General features: G+C 64.2%; 17 protein-coding genes, 2 rRNA genes and 1 pseudogene (1 of these 20 cut by a window edge). 6 read left to right on the forward strand and 14 right to left on the reverse strand.

The genetic code is table 11. From position 1 onward, the window contains the following. Window positions 1–29: 29 nt before the first annotated feature. From ALVIN_RS08655 to phoU, 3 genes and pseudogenes are all read left to right on the forward strand, one after another. Window positions 30–410, forward strand: coding sequence for a hypothetical protein (locus tag ALVIN_RS08655; RefSeq protein ID WP_012970951.1), 381 nt, complete (start codon window positions 30–32; stop codon window positions 408–410). A 12-nt stretch (window positions 411–422) separates the two neighbouring features. Next, window positions 423–1490 (forward strand): annotated as a pseudogene (locus tag ALVIN_RS08660) (AI-2E family transporter). A gap of 77 nt (window positions 1491–1567) precedes the next feature. Continuing rightward, the gene (gene phoU / locus ALVIN_RS08665) at window positions 1568–2227 is read left to right on the forward strand and encodes a phosphate signaling complex protein PhoU (RefSeq protein WP_012970952.1); all 660 of its coding nucleotides are present in this window, start codon (window positions 1568–1570) and stop codon (window positions 2225–2227) included. On the opposite strand, the gene ALVIN_RS08670 is transcribed toward phoU, so the two are convergent. From ALVIN_RS08670 to efp, 5 genes are read right to left on the reverse strand one after another with little or no spacing between them, the layout of a single operon-like run. After that, window positions 2224–4938: an ATP-binding protein gene (locus ALVIN_RS08670; protein WP_012970953.1), complete on the reverse strand. Its 2715-nt coding sequence runs from the start codon at window positions 4936–4938 to the stop codon at window positions 2224–2226. The genes phoU and ALVIN_RS08670 overlap by 4 nt on opposite strands. Before the next feature lie 19 nt (window positions 4939–4957). After that, complete coding sequence (locus tag ALVIN_RS08675; protein ID WP_012970954.1) at window positions 4958–6601, reverse strand: response regulator; 1644 nt, start codon at window positions 6599–6601, stop codon at window positions 4958–4960. Between the two features lie 24 nt (window positions 6602–6625). Further along, a complete protein-coding gene (locus ALVIN_RS08680) occupies window positions 6626–7534 on the reverse strand; it encodes a phosphatase PAP2 family protein (protein WP_012970955.1) in 909 nt (302 codons plus the stop codon). 55 nt (window positions 7535–7589) lie between these two features. After that, entirely contained in the window at window positions 7590–8582 is a 993-nt protein-coding gene (epmA, locus tag ALVIN_RS08685; protein ID WP_012970956.1) for an EF-P lysine aminoacylase EpmA, read from the reverse strand. Beyond that, complete coding sequence (efp, locus tag ALVIN_RS08690; protein ID WP_012970957.1) at window positions 8582–9151, reverse strand: elongation factor P; 570 nt, start codon at window positions 9149–9151, stop codon at window positions 8582–8584. The genes epmA and efp overlap by 1 nt, the downstream gene beginning before the upstream one ends. A 34-nt stretch (window positions 9152–9185) precedes the next feature. Between efp and epmB the strand changes: the two genes are divergently transcribed. Both epmB and ALVIN_RS08700 read left to right on the forward strand, forming a co-directional pair. Continuing rightward, window positions 9186–10193, forward strand: a complete 1008-nt coding sequence (gene epmB / locus ALVIN_RS08695) for an EF-P beta-lysylation protein EpmB (RefSeq protein WP_012970958.1) — start codon at window positions 9186–9188, stop codon at window positions 10191–10193. An 84-nt stretch (window positions 10194–10277) separates the two neighbouring features. Continuing rightward, window positions 10278–12335: an EAL domain-containing protein gene (locus ALVIN_RS08700; protein ID WP_012970959.1), complete on the forward strand. Its 2058-nt coding sequence runs from the start codon at window positions 10278–10280 to the stop codon at window positions 12333–12335. 39 nt (window positions 12336–12374) lie between these two features. Here the strand turns inward: ALVIN_RS08700 and ALVIN_RS16615 are convergent, their stop codons facing one another. Next, window positions 12375–13229, reverse strand: a complete 855-nt coding sequence (locus ALVIN_RS16615; protein ID WP_012970960.1) for a lytic transglycosylase domain-containing protein — start codon at window positions 13227–13229, stop codon at window positions 12375–12377. Window positions 13230–13409: 180 nt separating this feature from the next. Here ALVIN_RS16615 and ALVIN_RS16620 point away from each other — a divergent pair, with 180 nt between their 5' ends. Next, window positions 13410–15452, forward strand: a complete 2043-nt coding sequence (locus tag ALVIN_RS16620) for an AAA family ATPase (protein ID WP_012970961.1) — start codon at window positions 13410–13412, stop codon at window positions 15450–15452. Between the two features lie 53 nt (window positions 15453–15505). On the opposite strand, the gene ALVIN_RS08715 is transcribed toward ALVIN_RS16620, so the two are convergent. The 8 genes from ALVIN_RS08715 to ALVIN_RS08750 form a co-directional block, all read right to left on the reverse strand. Further along, window positions 15506–16030: a DUF948 domain-containing protein gene (locus tag ALVIN_RS08715; protein WP_012970962.1), complete on the reverse strand. Its 525-nt coding sequence runs from the start codon at window positions 16028–16030 to the stop codon at window positions 15506–15508. A 37-nt stretch (window positions 16031–16067) separates the two neighbouring features. Next, window positions 16068–16700 (reverse strand): ParA family protein, encoded by a 633-nt coding sequence (locus tag ALVIN_RS08720; RefSeq protein ID WP_012970963.1) that lies wholly within the window; start codon window positions 16698–16700, stop codon window positions 16068–16070. 101 nt (window positions 16701–16801) lie between these two features. Continuing rightward, entirely contained in the window at window positions 16802–17572 is a 771-nt protein-coding gene (locus ALVIN_RS08725; protein ID WP_012970964.1) for a LolA-like protein, read from the reverse strand. Window positions 17573–17653: 81 nt separating this feature from the next. Further along, entirely contained in the window at window positions 17654–18139 is a 486-nt protein-coding gene (locus ALVIN_RS08730) for a hypothetical protein (protein WP_043795582.1), read from the reverse strand. A 195-nt stretch (window positions 18140–18334) separates the two neighbouring features. Next, a complete protein-coding gene (locus tag ALVIN_RS08735) occupies window positions 18335–22168 on the reverse strand; it encodes an efflux RND transporter permease subunit (RefSeq protein ID WP_043795583.1) in 3834 nt (1277 codons plus the stop codon). Between the two features lie 42 nt (window positions 22169–22210). Continuing rightward, window positions 22211–23299 (reverse strand): efflux RND transporter periplasmic adaptor subunit, encoded by a 1089-nt coding sequence (locus ALVIN_RS08740; RefSeq protein ID WP_223295193.1) that lies wholly within the window; start codon window positions 23297–23299, stop codon window positions 22211–22213. Between the two features lie 346 nt (window positions 23300–23645). Next, window positions 23646–23761, reverse strand: a 5S ribosomal RNA gene (gene rrf, locus ALVIN_RS08745). An 82-nt stretch (window positions 23762–23843) separates the two neighbouring features. After that, window positions 23844–24249 (reverse strand): 23S ribosomal RNA (locus ALVIN_RS08750); it runs 2487 nt beyond the window's last position.

Raw genomic sequence — 24249 nt, forward strand, 5'->3', positions numbered from 1 at the left:
CGCTGTCTCTTTCGCATGGCCGTCATCGCATGAATCCGAACCCGATCTCCGCCGACGAACGGCGTCTGCTCAAGCGTTTGCGCGCCCTGGGGCCAGCCGAGCGCGAGACGCTGCTGGCATTCGCCGACTTCCTGGCCGCGCGCGCCGAACCGTCTTCGCGCCCGCCCGCCGTCGCGCGCGAACCGCGCCCCGTCCCTAGGCCCGAGCAGGAGAGCGTGGTCGGCGCCATCAAGCGTCTCTCGCAGAGCTACGACATGCTCGAACGTGATGTCCTGCTGCACGAGACCTCCGCCCTGATGTCGGCGCATGTGCTTCAGGGACGTTCGGCCCATGCTGTCATCGACGAGCTGGAGGCACTCTTCGCGCGTCATTATCACGATTACCGAGCCAGGATCGCGGCGCAGGACTGAAGACAGGCTACCATGAACATCGTCGCGCGCTGGTTCAAACGCAATCTCTCCAATCCGCAGATCGTCTTCCTCGGCCTTCTGCTGCTGACCGTCTTCACGGTCGTGCTCTTTTTGGGCGACATGCTCACGCCCGTGCTCGCCAGCATCGTCATCGCCTATCTGCTGGAAGGACTCGTCGGCCTGCTCCAGCGACGCGGACTGCCGCGCTTGCCGAGCGTGGTGCTGGTCTATCTGCTCTTCGTGCTCTTCGTGGTCCTGGTCCTGATCGGCGTCATGCCGCTGCTCTCGCGCCAGGTCACGGATCTGGTCCAGCAACTGCCGAACATGGTTTCGGAAGGAACCCGCTTTCTGATGGATCTCCCCGAGCACTATCCGGATCTGCTCACCCAGGCTCAGATCGAAGAGCTGATCGCCTTCATGCGCGCCGAGGCCGTCGCGTTCGGCCAGCAGGTGCTCTCCTGGTCGCTGGCCAATGTCGCCGGGGTCATCACCATCCTGGTCTATCTGATCCTGATGCCGATCCTGGTGTTCTTCTTCATGAAGGACAAGGAACTCATCCTCGGTTGGTTCAGACAATACCTGCCCAAGCATCATGGCATCGCCGGGCACGTCTGGCGCGACGTGGATCGTCAGATATCCAACTACATTCGCGGCAAGGCTTAGGAGATCCTGATCGTCTGGGGCGCGAGCCTCGTCACCTTCGCCGCCTTCGGGCTGAAATACGCGATGCTGTTGTCGCTGTTGGTCGGCCTCTCGGTGATCATTCCCTACATCGGCGCGGCGGTCGTCACCGTGCCCGTGCTGCTGGTGGCCTGGTTCCAGTGGGGCTGGTCGGCGGAGTTCGCCTGGCTGACGCTCGCCTACGGCATCATCCAGGCGCTCGACGGCAACGTGCTGGTGCCGCTGATCTTCTCGGAAGTCGTCAATCTGCATCCGGTGGCCATCATCGTCGCCATCCTGATCTTCGGCGGACTCTGGGGCTTCTGGGGCGTCTTCTTCGCCATTCCGCTCGCCACGCTGGTACAGGCCGTCTTGAGCGCCTGGCCGCAGCCGCCGGAAGAACTTGAGACGACGGCCTGAGCCGTCACTGAATCGTCAAATCCGCTCGCTATACTCCGCCGATCGGTGTATGAAACGGTCTGAGCGAGATGGAAACGATGCAACTCCTGATCGAGAAGAAACGCGAGGCTCTGCGTGCAGGCATCCTGTCGCTGGGTGAACAGGTCGCCGCCGGCCTGCATCGTTCACTGGAGGCCCTGCGCCACCAGGACTCGGATCTGGCCCGCCGGATCGTCGCCGATGATGCCCTCATCAACCGTGAACGGCGCTTCCTGGAACAGCAGGCGCTCGTCGTGCTGGCCTCACATCAGCCGGCCGGACGCGATCTGCGTCTGATCGGCGCCTCGCTCGAAATGATCGCCGAGCTGGAACGCATCGCCGATCATGCCGCCGATGTCGCGCGAATCCTGCTGAAGGCCCCAGCCCTGCCGCTCCCCCAGGAGCCGGCCAAGCGTATCGGTCTGATGGGCGACATCGCGCTGGCGATGTTCACCCGCGTCATGGCCGTGTATGCCGAGAACGGCGACGCCGATCAGGCACGCGCCGCCGTGGCACGCGAGGACGAGGTCGATGCCCTGGAAGAAGCGGCCGTCCGCGATGTCATCGCCTGGCTGTGCGACCAACAGGCTTCCTCGTGCCTGCTCGGGATGCAACTGCTCTGGATTGCTCACCACTACGAACGGGTCGCCGACCGTGCCACCAACATCGCCGAGCGTCTCGTCTATATCGAGACGGCCGAGACGCCCGAACTCAACTAAGGCCGGCTTCCACGGAAGCTTTCGATCAGTTCGATGATCTGTTCGCGCCGGAACGGCTTGGTGACAAAGCCGTCGGCGCCGGATTCACGCGCCCGCTCCTCGTCGATCTTCTGGGTGGCGGCGGTGAAGATGATGATGGGCATGTCGCGCGTATGGCTGTTGCGCTTGAGGGTGCGGCAGACGTCGTAACCCGAAATGCCGGGCATCCAGGCATCGAGCAGCACCAGATGCGGCCGGCAGCCGATGGCTTCCTTGATCGCCAGTGCCCCGGTCTGGGCGCTGAAGACCTGGTAGCGATCCTCGAGCAGATCGCGCGTGAAGGTGATGACGTCGGGCTCGTCGTCGACCACGAGGATGGATAGGGGTTCGTCTGGAGCCGCGTCGATCGGCGTGGCGGCGGACTGCTCGAAATGGATGACCTTGAAGGCCGGAGCAGCAGACTGAGCCTTCTCGCTGCGCTGAGTCTGGGCCGGTGGCGTCTCGCGACTCTGGCTCTGCTCATGCGCGATCGGCCATTGGACATGGAAGGTGCTTCCCCGGCCGTATTCACTGTCGACCCAGATCTTACCCGCGTGCGCCTGCACGATGCCCTGGACGATGGAGAGTCCGAGTCCGGTGCCGCCGGCGAGGAATTCGTTCTTGCCGGTGCGGTGCTTGGTGACGTCGCCCAGGGTCGAGAAGCGTTTGAACAGCTTGCCGATGTCCTCGGGCTTGATGCCGATCCCCGTATCCGTGACCTCGAGGTGGACCCGATCCGGCTCGGGATAGACCCGGATATGGATCCGGCCGCCATCCGGCGTGTACTTGATGGCATTGCCCAGCAGATTGATGACGACCTGCGAGATCCGATCCGGGTCGCCGTCGACCCGGGGCAGCGCGTCGGCGATCTCCAGGGTGAGCGCGTGCCTGCGGCTCTCCAGGTAGGGCTGCTGTTCCTCGGTGATCTCGCTGACGATCTGGCCCAGGGAGACCGGCACCCGTTCCAGCACCAGCTTGTTCTCCTCGATGCGCGAGATGTCGAGCAGCTCGCTGACGATCCGCGCCAGACGCGTGGCGTTGCGCGAGACGGTGTCGAGCATCGTGCGCTGGGCCGCCGAGATCTCCCCTCCCCGCCCCTCGCGGATCAGGTCGACATAGCCCTGGATGGCGATCAGGGGCGTGCGCAATTCATGCGAGGCCATGGAGATGAACTTGGACTTGAGCTGGTCGAGCTGCTGGAGTTCCTGATTGGCCGTTTCGATCTCGTCGATCTTGTTCTTGAGATCCTCGGCCATCTGATTGAAGGTCAGCGCCAGATCCTGGATCTCGTCGCCCGAGTCGACCTGGATGCGATGGTCGAGCTCGCCTGCGCCGACGCGGCGCGAACCCTCGGCGAGCGCCTGGATCGGCCTGGAGATGCTGCGCGCGAAGACGAGCGCCACCGGGATCAGGGTCGCCATGATGCCAAACAGCAGCCAGAGGAAGGTTTGCACCAGCGCATCGGCGCGCGCGTTGAGCTCGGCGTCCGTGAGTGCCCGGCTCTGCTCGATCTTCTCGCTGGTCGCCACGGCCGGCGCGATCACCTCACGCACCGGGACGACAATCCCCACACTCCAGCCCGTGACCGGGATCGGATGATAGGCGAAGAAATAGTCTTGCCCATCCTTGGGGTCGGTATAGGTGGTCAGATCACTCGCACCCTGCCGCATGCGTTCGATGATCGACCGGAAGGCCGGATCGCGGATCTCGGTGAGCGAGTGCTTGAAGGCTTCGTTCTCCTTGAACTCGCCCTGAAAGCTGCCGTGGAACTCCAGGAACCCGGCGGCACGCTCGGGAAAGGCGATCGCCTGACCGCCGTCCGACATGAGGAAGGCGAAGCCGCTCTGCTCGACCTGGAGATTGAGGATGCCCTTGACGATGCGCTCGAGCGTGATGTCGATTCCGACGACGGCGGCCAGATCATCGCCGCGATAGACAGGGGCGATACTCGACACCATCCAGCCGAGACCCGCCGGATCCCAGTAGAGCTCGGTCCATTTGGGCCGGCGTTCCGGGTTGTGCACGGCATCCGCCAGATAGTAGAAATCGAAGGCCGTGACATCCGGCAGATTGGCGAACTGTTCGGTTCCGTCGACCCATTTGAATTCGCCGTTCACGAACGGCATGCCGCGCGACAACTGGCTGGCCGTGTTGATGTAGGTCTGCACCGCATAGGGGTTGGTCGCGGCGACGCTGCGGAACAGGATGTCCATGTATTCGGTGAGATGGATGTCCTCGAGCGTCCCGGCGCTGATCCGGCCCTGATCGTCGACCGCGTTGCCGAACACGCTGAGCCAGGAGTTCCGGTTCGGCCGGCGACTGCCGAAGCTGCGATGTTCCGGCGCCGGCTCATAGACGCTCGGGAAGGCATAGCGGTTCAGGGTGTCGCCGTGATTGAACAGATAGCGCGCGAAATCGGCGAGCTTGACCGTATCGCCCTGCACCTTCAGCAGGATCTCGTCGACGTCTCCCGCATGACGCTCGGTCAGATGAAGCAAGCGGGTCTTGAGTTCCGCCGACAGCGCGGCGCTGCTGTCAGACATGGCCAGCTCGGCCACGTCACGATTGGCCTGGGACGCGATCTCGCGAATCCCGATCGTGCTCTGATAGCCGAACCAGCCCAGGATCAGCAACGGCGCGAAGGCGGTGATGATCAGGACGACGAGCAGCTTGGTGGTGATGCGGATTTTCATGAATGTCGGGCCGGCTGACTCAAGACGCTCCGGACCAACGCACCAGGGCGCAGTGTTCCAGCACTTCCGTCAGGCGCTGCATCCGAACGGGTTTTGTGATGAAGCCGTTCATTCCGGCCTCGAAGCAGGCCAGCCGATCCTCTTCGGTGGCATTGGCCGTCAGTGCGACGATCTGGAGCGGCTGTCGGTCCGGCTGGAACCGGCGAATCCGGCGGGTTGCCTCGATGCCGTCCAACTCGGGCATCTGCACGTCCATCAGGATGACATCATAGGCGACCTGACGCGCGGCCTCGACGGCCTCGAGTCCATTGTGGGCAAAGTCAGCGCTCACCCCCATGGATTGGAGCAACTTGCGCATCAGGATCAGATTGCCGGGATTGTCCTCGGCGATCAACACGCGCAGGGTCGACAGGGGTTCGCGTAACACGGCGGCCGGCGATTCCTCGCCCATGACGGCAACACGGGTCTGGTCCTCGGGCGCCTCATGCTGTCGGCGGCAGGCGCGCATCGTCACCGTACAGCGAAAGCGACTGCCCTGACCGGGGATACCCGCACTCTCGACCTCGATATCGCCACCCAGCAGGCGCGCGAGCTGACGGCAGATCGCCAATCCCAGGCCGGTGCCGCCATAGCGCCGGGTGGTCGAGGCGTCGACCTGGCTGAATTTCGCAAAGATGTGCGACTGCCGGTCGGGCGGTATCCCGATCCCGGTGTCCTCGACCGTCAGCACCAACTGGTACCACGCCTCGTCCGACTGACTCATCGTCCGGTCCTGACCGGCGTCCTCGGGCACGATCGAATGGCCGTTCAATGAGACACCGATGCGCCCCTGCTCGGTGAACTTGACGGCATTGCCGAGCAGATTGATCGCGATCTGACGAAAGCGATGACTGTCGCCGAGAAAGTAGCCGGGTATCCCTGGATCAACCGCGACATCGATCCTCAGTCCCTTCTCGCGTGCCTTGAGCTGCACCAGGCCGACGGCCTCCCGGATGCAGACGGCCGGCGCGAAACGCACGGCATCCAGTTCCAGCCTCCCCGCCTCGATCTTGGAGTAATCGAGGATGTCCTCGATGAGACTCAGCATGGCATTGCCGCTGGTCTCGATGATGTGGACGTACTCGCGCTGAGTCGCATCCAGCCGGGTCTTCGCCAGCAGTTCGCCGATTCCGATGATGGCATTGAGCGGCGTGCGGATCTCGTGGCTCATATTGGCCAGGAATTCACTCTTGGCACGATTGGCCGACTCTGCCTCGTGCCGCGCGCGCGCCAGCTCCGCCTCGGTTCGGGCGAGCCGAACCTGTGTTTGCAGCCGCGCCGACAGCTCGATCAGGTCGAAGGGCTTGTTGATGAAATCGACGGCCCCGGCCGCCAGGGCGCGAACCTTGCTGTCGACGTCGGCCCGTGCACTCAGCATGATGACCCGACACGTGGCCAGCTGCGGATTCGATTGCAGGATGTCCAGAACCTCGAAGCCGTCCAGGCCGGGCATCATGACGTCCAGGAGCACGATCTCGATCCCGGTTTCGGACTCCAGCGTCACCAGCGCGTCGGTGCCGTCGGCGGCTTCCAGGATCTCGAACTCATCGCTGAAGCGGGTACGAATGACCGCGCGGATGCTGTCTTCGTCATCGACGACCAGGAGTTTGGGGCGTTCGGTCATGTCGGGTACCACGGACGCTGGCGATCAGCTCGGATTGGAACGGCCGGGTGATGTCTCCATCGGCACCGGCTTGGCGACAAGATACCACCAGACAGCGCTCGCCAGCGCACAGAGTCCGAGCAGGCGCTGCATGAGCGCCGCTTGCGCATATCCCCCATCGTCGAAGAGCAGGCTGAAGGCCGCCAGCACGGCCAGCGCCACGAAGGTCAGATGCACGCCCAACCGGGTCGCCGGCCCCGGCCAGCGCACCGCGAGCCGTCCACCGAGCCAGGCGGCGAGCGCGCCGAGCGTCAGGCCGGCGATCACATCGAGCGGCCAGTGCACCCCCACCGCCACGCGGCTCGCGCCGACCAGGATCGCGATCGACAGCAGGAGCAGGCGCCACTCGATCCAGCGCGTATGCAGCATGAGCACGCCACAGAAGACGGCGGCCGTGACACTGTGCCCGGACGGAAAGCTCACCCGCTCGCGTGCCGGGCCGATGAGGTTGAAGGCGTCCGCCGCCAGCACCGCCGGCGGCCGGGCGGCGTCGAACAGTTCCTTCAGACCTCGACTGGCGGCGATGGCGAGCAACGCCGACAGGATCAGGGCCCAGAACAACCGCGGATGGCGCAACGAGAAGAAGAGTGTCAAGGCGAACGCCACGCGCTCGTCGCCCAGCACCGTGAGACAGGCCCAGACCCAGCTCGGATAGTCGGCCGCCAGGGCGTTGAGCCGGAGAAAACCGGCGTGATAGCCGCAGATCAGATAGAGGCAGAGACCCATGAGGGTCGCGATCCCGGCCCAGCGCCCTAGCCAGCGCTCACCACTGGCCAGGGCGAGCGGTACGGAATCGGCGTCCTGGGTGAGTCGTGCACGCCAGCGCGACGGCAGATCAGAGCGGTCGATCCAATGGCGGGTGCGAACGGTAAGACGGCTCAAGCGTTTGGACATCGGCTTAGACTCGAACGGTTGTCGGCTGTTCGGCTGGAGCGTTCGCCAGCACCGGCTAGGCGCGCTCGATGGCAAAGGTCAACACGGCATCGATGTGCTCGACGCCGGTGGCGATCATCAGCAAGCGATCGAGTCCGAGCGCCACGCCCGCGCATTCGGGCATTCCATGTTCGAGCGCATCGAGCAGGGGCTCATCGATGGGCGGTTCGGGTCGGCCCTGTTCGCGCCGGAACGCGAGATCGGCCTGGAAACGCGCGCGCTGTTCACGCACGTCGACCAGTTCGCCGAAGCCATTGGCCAGTTCGATCCCGTCGATGTAGAGCTCGAAGCGCTCGGCGACCGGTACCTCGCCCGAGGTCCGCACACGCGACAGGGCCGCCTGACTGGGCGGATAGTCGCAGAGAAAGGTCAGCCGGCCCCGCCCGAGCCCGGACTCCAGACATTGGGTCAGCAGCAGGTCGAGCCAGCCGTCACGATCCAGGTCGAGTCCATCCAGTCCCCGGAGTCCGGCGCGCTCGGCGGTTCGGCGCAGTTGGTCGACCTCGGTGTACCAGGGATCGAGTCCGAGTCCATCGCGAAACAGATCGCGATAGGTGAGGCGCTCGATCGGCATCGTCGGTCGATTCAGCGCCAGCCTGACCAGGGCGCCGACCTCGTCCATCAGGCGCCCATAGTCCCAGCCGGGCCGGTACCATTCCAGCAGGCTGAACTCGGGATGATGACGACGCCCGCGCTCTTCGTCGCGGAAGACCTTGCAGATCTGATAGATCGGCCCGATGCCGGCGGCCAGCAGCCGCTTCATCGCGAACTCGGGCGAGGTCTGGAGATAGAGCGGTCGCCTGGGGCCGAATCCGGCGATGTCGACCTGGGTCGAGAGGCTGGCGAGCGCCGGATCCGTGACCGCCGCGCGCGACAGGATGGGCGTCTCGACCTCCAGGACGCCGGACTCGCTGAAGAACGCCCGGATCCTGGCATAGAGTTCGGCGCGCGCCCGGATCGCCGTCAGGTCGGCGTTCGGCCGCCAGTCCGCGCTGGAGACCTCGGACATCACTCCTTGACGCGCGAGACGTATTCGCCGGTGCGGGTGTCGACCTTGATCAGCTCATCGGTCTGCACGAACAGAGGCACGCGCACCACGGCGCCGGTTTCGAGCGTAGCCGGCTTGCCGCCGCCGCCCGAGGTATCGCCACGCACGCCCGGATCAGTCTCAGTGATCTTGAGCACCACGAAGTTCGGCGGCTCGACCGACAGCGGCGCGCCGTTCCAGAGCGTGACCTTGCAGATGTCGTTTTCCTTGATCCACTTGGCCGCTTCGCCGACGGCCGCCGCTGTGGCGGTCATCTGCTCGAAGCTCTCCTGGTGCATGAAGTGCCATTCCTCGCCGTCGTTGTAGAGATACTGCATGTCGGTATCATGCACGTCCGCCGCCTCGACGGTGTCGCCGGACTTGAAAGTCTTCTCGATCACGCGCCCGGTCTTGAGGTTGCGGATGCGAACGCGGTTGAAGGCCTGGCCCTTGCCCGGCTTGACGAACTCGTTCTCGACGATGCTGTATGGATCTCCATCCAGCATGATCTTGAGTCCGCCCTTGAATTCGTTGGTACTGTAGAACGCCATGTCATCCTCATTGCATGTGAAATCAAACCGGACAATGTTACCGCGAAGGACAGGCGCTTGTCAGAGTGAGACGTGGCGGCGCGACCGGGTCACGGCCTTCACCCAGGTCGATGAACTGCTCGCATTCCTGGAACTGGATCGCACGCGGATACCGGATCTGGACGCTGAGCCGGAGTCCTGGGGTCTGCGCGTTCCACGCACCTTCGTCGAACGTATGCGACGCGGTGATCCGGACGATCCGCTGCTGCGTCAGGTGTTGCCGCTGACCGCCGAGCGCCAACAGGTCGCCGGCTATGTCACCGATCCGGTCGGAGACGCCTGCGCCGAACGCGCTCCCGGACTGCTGGTGAAATATGCAGGACGGGCGCTGCTGATGGTGACGGGCGCCTGTGCCATCCATTGTCGTTACTGTTTTCGCCGCCATTTCCCCTATCAGGATCTGGGGCCGAGTCAGGCACGCCTGGAGCGCGCCCTGGACGAGATCGCCCGCGACCCCAGTCTGACCGAGGTCGTGCTGAGCGGCGGCGATCCGCTGATGCTCGACGACGACCGGCTCGATGCCCTGATCCGGGATCTGGAGTGCATCACGCACCTCCAGCGTCTGCGACTGCACAGCCGTGTCCCGGTCGTCTCGCCCTCGCGTCTGACCGCACGTCTGGCCGCCAGCCTGACACGCGGTCGGTTCGCGAGTACGCTCGTGATCCATGCCAACCATCCACGCGAACTGGATGAGGTCGTCCGCTCGGCTCTGCTCGACTGGCGTGCAGCCGGCGTCACCCTGCTCAACCAGAGCGTCCTGCTGCGCGGCGTCAACGATCGGATCGAGATCCTGGCCGAACTGAGCGAGCGGCTCTTCGCCTGCGGTGTACTGCCCTATTATCTGCATGGGTTGGACCCGGTCGCCGGCAGTGCCCACTTCGAGGTCGACGACGCGGAGGCCAGACGCTTGCTGGATGGCGTGCGCGCACGCCTGCCCGGTTATCTGGTGCCGCGACTGGTCCGCGAGATACCTGGGGATCATTCCAAGCGCCCACTCGAATAAACTGTCTTTCAGCGCTTTCCCTTTGCGGTCGGGAAGGCCGATAATCCGACCATCAGCGATGGACCTGACGCGAACGACACCCGTATGCCCACGCCCAGTCAACAACCGACGCTGCTCATCATCACATCCGAGACCAGTGAAGCCGAGCGGCTGATGGCGGTGCTCCGTGAGGCGCGCCTGGCCGAACGCAGTCTCTCGATTCCGAGCGCCGAGCATCTCGACAAGGTGATCGCCGAACGCGGGTGCGACCTGATCCTCTGCTGCGGCTATGATCGGGACGTTGAGGTCGACACGATTCTGACGGCCTACAAGCGCCTGAAGACCGACATCCCACTGATTCTGCTCGCCGACCCGGAGCAGTGGGAGACACTGGCCGGCAAGGCGCGACGCGCGGGCGCGCGCGATCTCGTCCGGCGTGCCGATCCCGAGCACCTGCGATTGAGCCTGGGGCGCGAACTGGCCGACTGGAAGGCCCGGCGCGCCGCCGGCGCGCTCGACACCCGTCTGCGACAGTGCGAGCAGAACACGCTGCGGCTCACAGAGATCACGGGGGCCGGTGTGGCCTTCGTGCAGGACGGTCTGCACATCGAGGTCGACGATACCTACGCGCGTCTCTTCGGCCACACCTCGACCGACGAGGTACTGGCCACGCCGCTGCTCGATCTCATCGCCCCCGAGCATCATGCGGCGATTCGCGATCTGCTCAAGGCGAGCGATCCGGCCACCCCGAACAGCGCGACCCTGCTCGATGTCACCTGTCAGCGTGCCGGGGCAAGCCGTTTCCAGGCTCGCCTGCTGGCCTCGCCGAGCGAGTTCGAGGGCGAACCCTGTCTGCGTCTGATCTTCCAGCCGATCGAGACGGCGGCGAAGGGCGAGACGGTCGTGGAGCGCGACAGCCCGCGTGGGGCGGCGGGACTCACGGCCCTGATCGCTGAGATCGAATCCCACATCGACGAACAGCGTCTCGTCACCCGCCCCTTCGCCATCTTTTTCATCCGCGTTGCCAAGATTCTCGATGTGATGCGCGACATGGGGTTGTCGATCGGTCTCGAGCTGCTCGACGAATTCAGCGAGACCCTGGCCACGCTCATCGGCGAACGCGGCTTCCTGTCGCGCGTGAGCGAGGATGGATTCGGACTCATCGTCGATGGCATTGATGAAGTCGGCGCCCAGGCGCTGGCCGCCGAGTTGAATGCCCAGGCACGTCTGCCGGCCCGCGCGGCCGTACAGGACGCCACCGTACCCGATTGTCAGATCGGCTATTTCCTGGTGCGCGACCGGGCCTCGGCTCCCGAGGACATCATCAACGCGGCGCACAGGCTCTGTATCGGCCATCGGTATACCAGCGGCGGCACGGCCGAGCACGAGAAGCCCGTCAACCATGACGCGGACGATGAGACGGTCATCGCGCGCAAGATCGAATACGCCTTGCGCAACGAACAGCTCAAACTGGTCTATCAGCCCATCATCAGTCTCATGGGCGACAACCAGGAGAACTACAGCGTCCTGCTGCGACTGTTCGACGAGGACGAAAATCTGCTCGAGGCCAAGGATTTCATCGGCACAGCGATTCGCCAGGGGCTGATCGAGGAACTCGACAAGTGGACCATCCGATCGGCCATCCAGATCATCGCCCAACAGCGGCGCGCGGGCCAGAATCTGAGCCTCTTCATCTCGCTCTCCGAAGACACCTTCAAGAATCCAAACACCGTGCTCTGGATCTGCGACTGTCTTCGCGAGTTCGACGTGCGCGGCAACTGGTTGACGATCCAGCTCCAGGAGGAGGTCGTCATCGGCAATCTGGCCAGCCTCAGCAAGCTGGTCGAGACACTGCACAAGATCAAGTGCCGCGTAGCCATCAACCATTTCGGCGCCACCGAGCGCCCGGAGATGCTGCTCCAGGCGCTCGCGCTCGATTTCGTGCTCCTGCGGCCGCTACTGGCGCAGGGTCTGGCCGACGATTCCGCCAAGCAGCAGCGTCTGCTGCAACTGGCCACGCTCGCCCGCGAGTTCAACGTCAAGAGCGTCGTCACCGGTGTCGAGGATGCGCGCGCCCTGACCGTGCTCTGGACGGCGGGCGTCGATTATGTCCAGGGGAATTTCCTCCAGCGGCCCTCGACCACGCTTCAGGTCCAGGCTTGAGTCATCGCCCGGCCCCGGACACACTCAACGTGATGACGATCATGGCTGCCGCATCGCGAGTCGGGGTGACAGGCGTCGATTCGTATCGATGAGTCGCTCGCGCGACGGCTTCATCAAGCGGCTCTTGAGTGATGAACTGGACGCCGTATCCAGTTGGCTCGACAGCCGCTGGCGGCGTTGCGGTAGCGGGCGCAAGAGCTTGGGTTGCTGGAGTGAACCGGTATCGAACCGTGACGACCAGCGGTCTTGATCGCGCGGCGGCCGGGACCGGACGGCCGAATCGACCGCCGCCGTGTCGCCGGCGATCGCCATCTCGGGGCGCAGATCCAGGCCGATATGATCGCGCGCCTGCTCAGAATAGGGCCGCAGACCCTTCTTGAGCAGATAGTCGGTCAGGACGCGATGGGTATAGCGCTGGGTCTCGGAGTAGGTCACGAAGCCCCCGCTGCGTTCCAGGGCGCCTTCGCCGGCGTTGTAGGCCATCACCGCCGGACCAATGGAGCCATATTTTGCAAGCAGGCGTTTGAGATGCCGCATCCCGGTGCGCAGATTGACCTCGGGGTCGAACAGCTGATCGACGCCTTGGACGCCGTAATCGGCGGCTGTCTCCGGCATCACCTGCATCAAGCCGACCGCGCCCGCTGGCGATACGGCCAGCGGGTCATAACCGGACTCGGCGCGGATGAGCGCATGGACCAGGACAGGATCGAGCGCGTGAGTACGCGCAAGACGGTCGATCATGGCCTCGATGTGCCCCTTGGCGGGAACGGATGGCCGGGGTAATGACGGACGCTCGACCTCCTGGGCGACCGGCGCGGCGAGTGATGGATCGGCCTGGGCGAGAGGCAGGATCAAAAACGACAGGGTGGGCAGGAGCATTCGACCGGGATGCATGGGTCCGACCTGTATCGACTGAAGTGGAAGGAAGGAACGGATGGCGTGGCGTCATGTACATTAGACTAGCATGTCCGATTCGATCCTCCCGGCTCACGGGCCGGATCGCCGTCAGCGCGGGCGAAGCAGACACCCTGGAACCACGCCAAGCTCTCAGGATGCGGTTTAGGAACCTGAAAGATGTATGAATCTTTTTTCGGCTTCAAAGACAAGCCGTTCTCGCTCCTGCCCGACCCCAGCCTCTTCTATCCCAGCCAGATCCATCGGGAGGCGTTGACGCTCCTCGAATACGGTCTTTACAACCAGGCTGGATTCACGGTCATCACCGGCGAGATCGGATCGGGCAAGACGACCCTGATGCGGTATCTGCTCGAACGGCTTGAGCAGGACATGACGGTCGGACTCATCTCGCACACCCACCAGTCGCTCGGACGGATCATGGACTGGATCTGCGCGGCATTCGAGATCCAGGCGCCGCGCAACGATCGGGTTGCGCAACATCAGGCCTTCGTCGACTTCCTGCTCGCCGAATACGCGAAGGGACGCAAGACGCTGCTCATCATCGACGAGGCACAGAACCTCGACCGCGACACGCTCGAAGAGATCCGGCTGCTGTCCAACGTCAACTCCGAGCACGACGTCCTGCTCCAGCTGCTCCTGCTCGGTCAGCCGGAATTGCGCGAGCAACTGCGTCAGCCGGGACTCGAACAGTTCATTCAACGCATCTCGGCGTCCTATCATCTCGGGCGCCTGAACCAGGAAGACAGTTGTCGCTACATTCGGCACCGCCTCAAGACTGTCGGCGGTCGTCCCGACATCTTCACGCCTGATGCCTGCCACGCCATCTTTCATTACAGCCGGGGCATCCCGCGACTGATCAATCTGATCTGTGACACGGCCCTGGTCTTCGCCTATGGCGCGGGCGAGTCGCACATCGATGGATGCTCCATCGACGTGTTCGTGCGCTCCGATGGCTCGCACCTGCTGTTCGCCATCGATGGCGAGGAGATCCAGCCACTGCCGGAATATCGACCGATCCTGGTCGACGAGCTGGAGGAAGAGCCGCTGGAAGCCGAAGAGCCGCGCCAGATGAACGCCAGGATGCCGGCGATTCAGGCCGAGCCTGGACCTGAGCCGGATCATCCAAGTATCGAGCCGATTCCGACCGACCAAGATTTGCCCAGGACAGCGCGACAGCCCGAGTCCGAGCGCGTCGCCCCCAGGCTCCACACAGCCACCTCATCGCCAGGATCGAGCGCTCCCCTGTCCAATTTCGACTATTCGGGTTGGAGTTCGGCCGACGGCGCACCAGGGTTCGACCGTCATGGTTCGGTCGACTCCAGACGGCATGGCCGGCGCCTGGGTTGGGAGATCACCGCCATGGTGATCGGCATTCTGTCAGGGATCGGATTGGTGGGCTGGTACATACAGTCCTCCAGTCTCAAGCCCATCGCGAGTCCGATCGAGACCCAGGGCCAGGATACGACCGAAAAGGCCGCGAGGTCGGCTGCTGAAAGACTCGTCCCGAGCGTCCCAGTCACCGAGCAGACACCGGAGACACCACCATTCGACGTCCTGATCAGTCTGGCTCAGGAACCCAGCGGCCCCGAAGCCGATGCCGTGACCGTCGAGGAATCGGTCATCGAAGAGGCGCCCGGCACCGTGGCGGGCGATAGTCCATTGCAGACGAACGCGGCGTCGAGTGAGACGGAATCCGTGCCTGAGGCGGCGGCGACAGCCGAGCCGGAGACCGAAGCCCCCAGCGAATCGGTCCCCGCGCCGGATCGTCCTGGATTGGAACGGCTCGAATCCGGCCTCGCCGCACTGTCCATCGAGGTCGAGCGGCTCGCTCCCAACCATATCCGGGCCGATCTTTCACGCCTCATCCAGTTCCGAGATGGAAGCGTGGCCCTGGATGAGTCCGCCCGGACCCTGCTCGCGCGGTTCGCCGGACTCCTGAAGGAGGACGAACGCGTCCGGCTCCATATCGTCACTCACACCGACACCCAGGGCGCGACGACCAATAATCAAGTCCTGTCGGAGCGGCGCGCCGCTGACATCGCACTGATTCTGCGCCTTGAGGGAATCGGGGCATCCCGCATCACGCACGAGGGCAAAGGCATGTCTGAGCCGAAATTCACGCGCGAGGAGGAACGTCGACTCGGCCCCTGGATCAACCGCCGTATCGAGATCGATCTGATCGAGTCTGACGAGGCGCGCTGACGTCTGGCGGCTCAGCCGTCAACGAGCCACAGAGGATGCCGCGCAGACGGACATCACCAGGGCATGAACCCGTTCATGAACTGCATCGGTCGGCTGATGCTCTGATTCATCACCGCCATGTCACGCCCCATCGAGGCAGTCGACTGGGTCATGATGCGCATCGAGCGATCCATCTCCTGGATGCTGGCCAGCATGGGCTGGAGGGTGTCGACGTCCTGCGCCATCGACTCGACGCTCGCCGTCATGACACGCACGTTGCGGCTCATCTGGGCAACGTTGTCCGACATCGACTGCATGTTGCTGGCCATCACCGTCATGTTGGTGTCGACGCTGATGGCCAGATAGTGAACGTCCTTGGCCAGACTGAAGACCAGATAGAACCCATAGGCGGCCAGGATGATGAAAGCGAACAGCGAGGGGTAGACGATGAGTTCCCAGCGCTTGGCGCTGGTCTCGAAGGCCTGCGACAGGCGATCGATCGCATAGGCGTTGACCTGAGTACCCGTGGCCTCCGATCCCGGCGTCTCGGCCTGGACGACGGCATCACGACTGTCACCTGGAGTCTCGTTGTCGCGCATGATGGATTCTCAGTCTGGCCAGTGGTCGGTACACACATCAACCGACGAGACGCGGATAGAGCGCCGCCGTCAGACTCATGAACTCGCGCGCGCCCTTGCCGCGCGGCTCCAGCTCGAAGACCGCTAGGCCCTCGCTGAAGGAGCGGCGGAAGACCGTGCGTTGCGAGAGCCGTGGCTTGATGAAGCGCAGTCCGGGCAGCGAGACGAGCGCGGCGGCCGTTTCGTTGGTCTCCTGCACGGCGTGATGGGTGTCGCCGCGATTGATGAAGCCGATGATCTCGGGCGGGGTCGCGCGCTCGACCGTCGCGATCATCTGGATGAAGCGCTGGGTCGACCAGATGTCGGCCTGCGAGGGCGGCACGGGAACCACGACCCGGTCGCAGATGGCAAGCGCCCGACGCAGGCTCTCCATGTCCGAGGTGCCGACGTCGATCAATGCCTCGTCGGCCTCGCGCAGACGCGATTCGCTCAGCGCATCCTTGCCGAAGACCTCGATCCGGGGCTTGAATCCCTCCTCGCCCCGGACGTCGACCACATCGGTCAGCGTAGCCTGGGGGTCGGCGTCGACGAGAACCACGCTGGCCTCGGCCATGACGAGCCAAACGGCGAGGTTGAAGGTCAGCGTACTCTTGCCCGATCCGCCCTTCAGACTTCCAACGATCGTGATCATGGTACTCGTAATCCAGAACGACTAGGCGCGATGTTCGCGGTGGACCGGAACAGGGCGCGCCCGATGAGGCCTTCGCACCCTGTTGCCGTCGGTTCGGTGTGTCAACGCGGTGCTGGCGGAGGCTCCATCCTGGAGTAGCCATCCGGGACGCTGAAGAGCGCTTCGGGTTGCGGGCCGACCTGGACGTTGGTCAGCTCACGCACGAAGCCCCCCGGAAACTCCTCACGCACCGCCAGTTTCAATTGCGGGTCGTACCACTGCAGGGACTGGGCCGGCGACTCGTTGGGCACGGTGGTCGTCATCTCCCACTTCTCGACCGTCCGCCCGGCGATCGATTCGGTGCCGAGCATCCGCAGCTCCATGGATTGACCGTCGGGCATCTGATACTTGAGCGGCAGACCGCGCTCGACATCGAGCCATTGCGCGCCGGTCAGGGTCTGGCCCTCGCGCGTCATCGACATCTCCCACTTGACCGCACGGCGTCCGGCGACGTCCTCCTCGCCGGCCCGACGACAGTTCAGTCCCTCGATGCCCTGGCAGGGATTGGTCTCGGCCGAGGGTGCAGGCATCTGTCCAGGCGCGGCGGCGCCCATCGGCACCGAGCGTTCCATGTACGTCTGACGGTCGGGGAAGAGCATCCATTCCATCTGCCGGGTCTGATCATGGATGCGGATCACCTCCTGTCCCTGGTGGGACATCTCGATGCGCATCCGATTGGCGCCGACAGACATCTTGCCTGTGGTCGTCTGGCCGTCGGGTCCGCGACTGATCATGTCCGCCGAGAACTGGACGCCGGCGATCTCGGCCTGGACCGAGCACGTCAGGAGCAATCCGCCCAGGGCGGCCCAGTACGCTTGCTTGTGGAGTCTCATCTTGACTGTTCCCCTCTCATCTCTCATGGTCGGTGATCACACTGATCGATCGGTCTCGCTCCCGCGATTCGAGCGCGCGTCTCAGCGTGGCCAATCCCAGGGATCGGGCGGGAGCGGCCTGCCGGGCGCCAGGGAGTCGAACAGCGTCGGCGGTCCAGGCCGCTCGAACGGATCATGGCGGCGTTCCTCGTCCGTGGGGCGCCAGCGGGTGGTCGGCCCAGCACGCTCACGCTCACTGGGCGTGAGTGGACGGAACCTGAGCGCCGCGTCCGGATCATCGCCGGGCCGGCTTCCGCCCGCTGTTGGCGGCGGATCGCCGCGAAAGCGATACTCGGGCGTCGCCTCGGGCGCTGGTGTCCGCTCCGTCCCGAGCGTCGATGACGCCGGCCCGGATCTATTCCCATCGAACGACGGAGTCCGATCGGGGATCACCCAGGGCCAGTCGGCACGCTCTGCCCCCGGGCGCTCGTAGCCGTGTTCGTAATTCGGTTCCAGATCCTGGAAGCGAGACTGGGCCGAAGTCACGATCGGTGACGCGATCCCCGCGAGCAGCATGAGCCAATACATGGCGCTATCCATCGAACGACACGCTGGACCCGCAACGCCTCGCCCGGATCCGGACCCGCCCGCGAGCACTACGACGAACGTCCAGCGAAGACGCGTTTTGAATTGTTTGAATTGAATACTCAAATCACCTCGGACGCAACGTCTCATCGATGCGTCTCGGCCGGGCGTGTCGCGACGGATCACGCCCGGCTCGGTTCACTCGGCATCCGGTGGGTCGTCGACCTTCAGGCGAATCCCTCGTCGGGTCGTCTTGCGTTGTGTCGTGGTCGTGCCGGATTTGGGCTTGGTCGAACGCTTGGCGGCCGTCTTCTTGGCCGGAGCCTCGGACGCGTTCGATGCCGGTTCGGTCCCGGATGTCGGCTCGACGCCGGGACTGTCATCGGCTGCGGCAACCGGGGTCGGCGGCGTGGCACTCGACCGGCTCGCGCCCGAATCGACCGAACGACGCGGCGCCGGCTTGGACTTCTTGCGCATCAAGCCCTTGAGCGCTTCACCGAGCAGCAAGAAGATACCGCGCACCATATAGAAAATCAGTACAACGGCCTCGACCAAGCCGCCCCACAGACGACCGATCAGTCCTCTGGATTTGGCCGTCTTCTTGGTCGAGATCGAACGTGCCGCCGTCGCCGCCTGATTCTCACGCTCCCTCAGGCACGGGATATCGACACCGGCCGGCATCGAGGCCGCCGCGACCTGGCACATATCCTCCTTCGCCGCCACACAGCCGAGCGGAATCACGATCAACGTCAGCAGCGTCGAGACCAGCACGCCCGAGAGCAGCGAAATGGCCATACCCTGGAAGATCGGGTCGGTGATGATGACGCTCGACCCGGCCACCAGCGCCAGTGCCGTGATCAGGATCGGGCGCGTGCGGATCTTGCACGCGCGGATCATGGCCTCGGCCACAGGCACGCCCTTCTGGATCTCGTGGATGGCGAAATCGACCAGCAGGATCGAGTTGCGCACGATGATACCGGCGAGCGCGATCCAGCCGATCATCGAGGTCGCGGTGAACTCACCGCCCTGCCCCAACGCGAACATCACCGCATGGGCCGGGATGATGCCGAGCAGAGTCAGCGGAATCGGCGCCATGATGACCAGCGGAATGCGGAAGTTGCCGAACTCCCAGACCACCAGGATATAGATCAGCACCAGGGCCACCATGAAGGCCGCACCCATGTCGCGGAAGGTCTCATAGGTGACGGTCCACTCGCCGCCCCACTCCCAGGCCAGCCGGCTGTCGTCGGGCGGGGGGCCGAGCCAGTAGAAGGCATCGCCGAAGCCGGCCGTGCCCGCCGGGCGGCTGCCGTCCGGCGCTTGATAATCGGTCTCGGCCATCAGATCCTGGATCTGGAACATGGCGTAGACGGGCGCCCCCAGACGTCCGCCGACATCCGAGACCACGTACTCGACCGGCCGCAGATCCTTGTGATAGATGAGGTCGTCCTCGGCAGCGCGCTGGAAGGCGCCCAGCTCGCTCAGCGGCACCGTATAGCCGAAGCTCGACTGGACCGGCAGATCGCCGAGCCGCTGGATCTGCGAACGCTCCGCGAGCGGCACCTGGAGCTGGATCTGGATCGGCTCGTGCCCGCTCTGACGCCCCGACTGCTGCTTGATGTCACCGAGCGTCGTGCCGCCGAGCGCCATCGACAGATTGCGGTTGATGGTCTCGACCGAGATGCCGCGCCGGATCGCCTTCTCGGTGTCGACCTCGAAGCGCCAGTAGTCGAAGGGATCGCGCAGATAGTTGTCGACATCGCGCGTGCTCTCGGCCTGCTCGAAGACGGCGGTCAGATCGCGCGCGAACTGGCGGCGCGTCTCGGGCGAGGGGCCATAGATCTCGGCGACCACGGATTGCAGCACGGGCGGTCCTGGCGGCATCTCGACCACGGCGATCCGCGCGCCCGAGTCCTCCTTGAGGGGTTCGAGTCGCTCGCGTGCCAGGACCGCGATCTCGTGACTGCTGCGCGCGCGCTCGGTTTTGTGTTTGAGCTGGACCTGGAGTTCGGCTTGCCAGGGCTCGGAGCGCAGATAGTAGTGACGCACCATGCCGTTGAAATCGAAGGGGCGCGAAGTGCCCGCATAGAGCTGCACCGCCGTGACGTCCTCGATCTTGCGCACCTCCTCGGCCATGCGATGGGCCAGATTGGCCGTCACCGGCAGCGCCGTGCCCTCGGGCAGGTCGATCACGACCGAGAACTCGGGCTTGTTGTCGAGTGGCATCATCTTGACCGCCACCCAGTGGAAATAGAAAAACGAGCAGGTGAACAGGAATGAGCCCCATAGCGCGAGCTTGAACAGCGAGCGCTTGCGCGGGTTCTCCATCAGCGGCGTGAGCACGCGCCGGAAGAAGCGTTCCAGACGCTCGGAGCCCTTGTGCTCACGCTTCTCGGCCGCCCGCAGATAGGTCATCGTCGGCCGCAGCCACTTGGAGATGGCCAGATAGGGCGTGAACACGAAGGCCGCGAACAGCGAGATGAACATGGCCACCGAGCCGAGCTTGGGGATCGGCGCCATGTACGGTCCCATCATGCCGCTGACGAAGCCCATCGGCAGCAGCGCGGCGATGACGGTGAAGGTGGCCAGGATGGTCGGATTGCCGACTTCGCGCACGGCATCGATGGCCGTCTCGTCGTCGGTGCGCCCCTGCTCCAGCCAGCGCCGGTAGATGTTCTCGACCACCACGATGGCGTCGTCGACCAGGATGCCGATCGAGAAGATGAGCGCGAACAGACTCACCCGGTCGATGGTCATGCCCCAGATCCAGGCGGTGAACACGGTCATGAACAGCACGACCGGGATGACCAGCATGACCACGATCGCCGGACGCAGCGCACGGAACGCCACCAACACCAGCACGAAGACGAAGAAGGTGGCGACGACGAGCTTGAAGATCAGCTCGTTGACCTTGTCGTTGGCCGTCTCGCCATAGTTGCGGGTGACGCTGACCTCGACGTTGGCCGGAATGCGTGAACCCTTGAGCTCCTCGACCTTGTCGATGATGGCTTGCGCGACGGTCACGCCATTGGTCAGCTCTTTCTTGGCGATGGCGAGCGTGACCGCCGGGCGACCGTCGGCGCGCTCGCTGATCTCGGCCGCCGGCCCCGTGTAGTAGCTCACCAGTTGTGAGGTGTCTTCCTCCGGCCCGAGCCGCACCTCGGCGACATCATGCATGTAGACGGGCACGTCGTTGTAGGTGCCGACCACCAGTCGGTTGATGTCCTCGACCCCGGTCAGGAAGGCACCGGTCGTCACCGAGAAGCGCGCCCCGCCGGTCTCGACGCCGCCGGCAACGGCCTCGGCGTTGGCACTCTTGAGCGTCTGGGCGACCTGATCGAGACTGATGCGATAGCCCGAGAGCCGCTCGGGCGAGACATTGACCGTGACCTGCTCGCGCCGCCCGCCGACGATGAAGGCATTGCCGGTGTTCTTGACCTGCTTGAGCGCCTGGAGCACGTCCTGTGCCAGCAGTCGCAACTGGGCATCGTCGACATCAGACGCGCCGTCGCCGTCCAGATCTTTCGACCACAGCGTCAGGGTGACGATGGGCACGTCGTCGATGCCCTTGCTGCGCACCAGCGGCGGCAGCACACCGGGCGGGATCTTGTCCATGTTGGAGGCGAGCTTGTCGTTCACCTTGACCAGCGACGGCCCCATGTCCTCGCCGACGTCGAACTCGACCGTCACCAGACCCTGACCGCGCTGCGAGGCCGAGTAGACATGCTTGATGCCGGGGATCTCGCTCATCAGACGTTCGAGCGGCTGGATGGCCAGATTGGCCACCTGCTGCGCCGAGGCGCCCGGATACTGCACCATGATGTCGATCATGGGCACCGAGATCTGCGGGTCTTCCTGTCTCGGCGTCATGATCAGGCCGAGCAGGCCCATCATGAGCATGGCCGCATAGAACAGCGGCGAGAGCGGTGAGCGGATGAAGAAACGGGCCGTGCGTCCGGCGATGCCCAGATGCTCGGCATTCATCGCATGCGGCGCCTTGGCGTCCATCGGTGGGTCGAGCTCTTGATTCATGTGCGATCCAAGATCCAGAAGTTAATGGAGTTCAGATCCGCTTCAGCGATCCGGCACGGCGCCCTTGGCCCAGCCTGCGCTGACCTGCGGCCCCGGATTGGCCAGCACGCGCTCGCCGGCGCGCAGTCCGCTCAGGACCGTGACGAAGCCGCCGCTCAATTCCTCACCGACCCGGATCAGGCGCAACTGGGGTTCGCCCTGCTCGTTGACCACATAGACGCCGGGCAGGCTGCCGTTGTAACGCACGGCGCTGAGCGGAATGACCGGGTTGGAGCGCGCCGGGGCGCTCTCGTCCGGTACCAGCACCTTGGCGTACATGCCGGGTTCGGAGACTCCTTGCGGGACGTCGAACTTGATCTTGACCGTATGGCGCTGCGGATCGGCCATGGGGAAGATCTGGGCCACGCGCACCGGGGCGCGCTGGTTGCCCGGCTCGATCTCGGCCTGGACCATCTGGCCCTCGCGCAGACCGGGGCGCAGTCGCGCCGGGACATCGACCTCGACCTGGAGATACTCGATGTCGGCGAAGTTCAAGAGCGGCTGACCGGGCTGGACGGTGTCGCCGACCTCGACGTGCTTCTTGACGATCACCCCAGTGAAAGGGGCAATGCCGCGCGCATCGCGGATCTTGGAATCGAGCGCCTGCAACTCGGCCTGCAAGCGCATCATGGCGCTCTGGGCTTCCTGGATCTGGATGCCGGAGGCGAAAATGTCGGCCGAGCGCTCAGCGCTCTGGTTGCGCTCACCGACGAAGCTCTCCATCGGGCGCGTGAACATCTGGTCGAACAGATTGGGCAGCCCCATGCCGCCGGGCGCCGTGCGCGACTGCGGCGAATAGAGCTCGCGGCTGTATTGGACGCCGGCGTTGCGCAGTTGCGCATCGGCAGCGGCCATCTGTGCAAGCAGGGCGCGGCGCTTGGCGACCAGCTCTTCGTCGCCGATGGCCACCAGCAGCTTGTCCTGCTCGAAGCTGTCGCCCTCGCGCCCGGCTATGAAGGTCACGCGCCCAGGAAGCTGGGCGGCAAGTGTCACTTCTTTGTAGGGGATGACGGTTCCGCCCAGCGAGACCGTGGGCGCGCCTTGGGCCTGCTGGACGACGAAGGTTTCACCGGTCTCGGCAGCAGCCAGCATGGGCGTGAAGGCTGCCACCATGCAGGCAAGTAGACAGGTAGTGAAAGGGTTCGGAATCTTGCTTCCCATCGGATCGCGCACCAATCGTTTTAGATTGTAAATCAGGGTCGCCCGAGGGGCGATGATTTGGTCGGAACAAAGGATTGCGCAGTATGCCTGTAGCCTGATGAGACATTCAACCCAAACGCCAAGCCGGTGCGACCATACGGCGACCAGCAACGCAAGAGCAGCAACAGACCGCTAAAGAATTTGCCTTGGGCGGAATCGCACGCTTAAGTAATTAAGGCAAGCCCCAAAGCCAAAACCCCCGCCACGGTTAGGTGGAGGGGGTTTTGAGGGAATAGGGCCCTGGCGGTGCCCTAGGTTCGCATGGGGAGGCCCCACACTAGGATCGGCGAAGACCTGTTTCACGTCTGAGTTCGGGACGGGATCAGGTGGTTCCAAGTCTCTATGGCCGCCAGGGAAAGGGTGGGAGCGCCGGGTGTGTGGTCCGACGGTCCGCGAAACGGTGAGTGATCGTAAGGGTAACGCACTTGGGTGTTATATGGTCAAGCCGCACGGTCAATTAGTACGGGTTAGCTGCACGTGTTACCACGCTTCCACATCCCGCCTATCCACGTTGTGGTCTTCAACGGACCTTCAGGGGCATCGAGTGCCCAGGGAGATCTTATCTTGGGAGGGGCTTCCCGCTTAGATGCTTTCAGCGGTTATCCCGTCCGTACATAGCTACCCGGCAATGCCACTGGCGTGACAACCGGAACACCAGGGGTACGTCCACTCCGGTCCTCTCGTACTAGGAGCAGCTTCCCTCAAATCTCCAACGCCCACGGCAGATAGGGACCGAACTGTCTCACGACGTTCTAAACCCAGCTCGCGTACCACTTTAAATGGCGAACAGCCATACCCTTGGGACCGACTTCAGCCCCAGGATGTGATGAGCCGACATCGAG

The organism is Allochromatium vinosum DSM 180 (assembly GCF_000025485.1).
GTDB classification, from domain to species: domain Bacteria; phylum Pseudomonadota; class Gammaproteobacteria; order Chromatiales; family Chromatiaceae; genus Thermochromatium; species Thermochromatium vinosum.

What these genes read in the sequence shown, in the direction of transcription:
- ALVIN_RS08715 (WP_012970962.1), bottom strand. Translation starts at nt 16,030, where the DNA reads ATGCGCGACAACGAGACTCCAGGTGACAGTCGTGATGCCGTCGTCCAG.
- ALVIN_RS08730 (WP_043795582.1), bottom strand. Translation starts at nt 18,139, where the DNA reads ATGTATTGGCTCATGCTGCTCGCGGGGATCGCGTCACCGATCGTGACT.
- efp (WP_012970957.1), bottom strand. Translation starts at nt 9,151, where the DNA reads ATGGCGTTCTACAGTACCAACGAATTCAAGGGCGGACTCAAGATCATG.
- ALVIN_RS08700 (WP_012970959.1), top strand. Translation starts at nt 10,278, where the DNA reads ATGCCCACGCCCAGTCAACAACCGACGCTGCTCATCATCACATCCGAG.
- phoU (WP_012970952.1), top strand. Translation starts at nt 1,568, where the DNA reads ATGCAACTCCTGATCGAGAAGAAACGCGAGGCTCTGCGTGCAGGCATC.
- ALVIN_RS08735 (WP_043795583.1), bottom strand. Translation starts at nt 22,168, where the DNA reads ATGAATCAAGAGCTCGACCCACCGATGGACGCCAAGGCGCCGCATGCG.
- ALVIN_RS16620 (WP_012970961.1), top strand. Translation starts at nt 13,410, where the DNA reads ATGTATGAATCTTTTTTCGGCTTCAAAGACAAGCCGTTCTCGCTCCTG.
- epmA (WP_012970956.1), bottom strand. Translation starts at nt 8,582, where the DNA reads ATGTCCGAGGTCTCCAGCGCGGACTGGCGGCCGAACGCCGACCTGACG.
- ALVIN_RS08655 (WP_012970951.1), top strand. Translation starts at nt 30, where the DNA reads ATGAATCCGAACCCGATCTCCGCCGACGAACGGCGTCTGCTCAAGCGT.
- ALVIN_RS08675 (WP_012970954.1), bottom strand. Translation starts at nt 6,601, where the DNA reads ATGACCGAACGCCCCAAACTCCTGGTCGTCGATGACGAAGACAGCATC.
- ALVIN_RS08670 (WP_012970953.1), bottom strand. Translation starts at nt 4,938, where the DNA reads ATGAAAATCCGCATCACCACCAAGCTGCTCGTCGTCCTGATCATCACC.
- ALVIN_RS08720 (WP_012970963.1), bottom strand. Translation starts at nt 16,700, where the DNA reads ATGATCACGATCGTTGGAAGTCTGAAGGGCGGATCGGGCAAGAGTACG.
- ALVIN_RS08740 (WP_223295193.1), bottom strand. Translation starts at nt 23,299, where the DNA reads ATGCTGGCTGCTGCCGAGACCGGTGAAACCTTCGTCGTCCAGCAGGCC.
- ALVIN_RS08680 (WP_012970955.1), bottom strand. Translation starts at nt 7,534, where the DNA reads ATGTCCAAACGCTTGAGCCGTCTTACCGTTCGCACCCGCCATTGGATC.
- epmB (WP_012970958.1), top strand. Translation starts at nt 9,186, where the DNA reads ATGTTACCGCGAAGGACAGGCGCTTGTCAGAGTGAGACGTGGCGGCGC.
- ALVIN_RS16615 (WP_012970960.1), bottom strand. Translation starts at nt 13,229, where the DNA reads ATGCATCCCGGTCGAATGCTCCTGCCCACCCTGTCGTTTTTGATCCTG.
- ALVIN_RS08725 (WP_012970964.1), bottom strand. Translation starts at nt 17,572, where the DNA reads ATGAGACTCCACAAGCAAGCGTACTGGGCCGCCCTGGGCGGATTGCTC.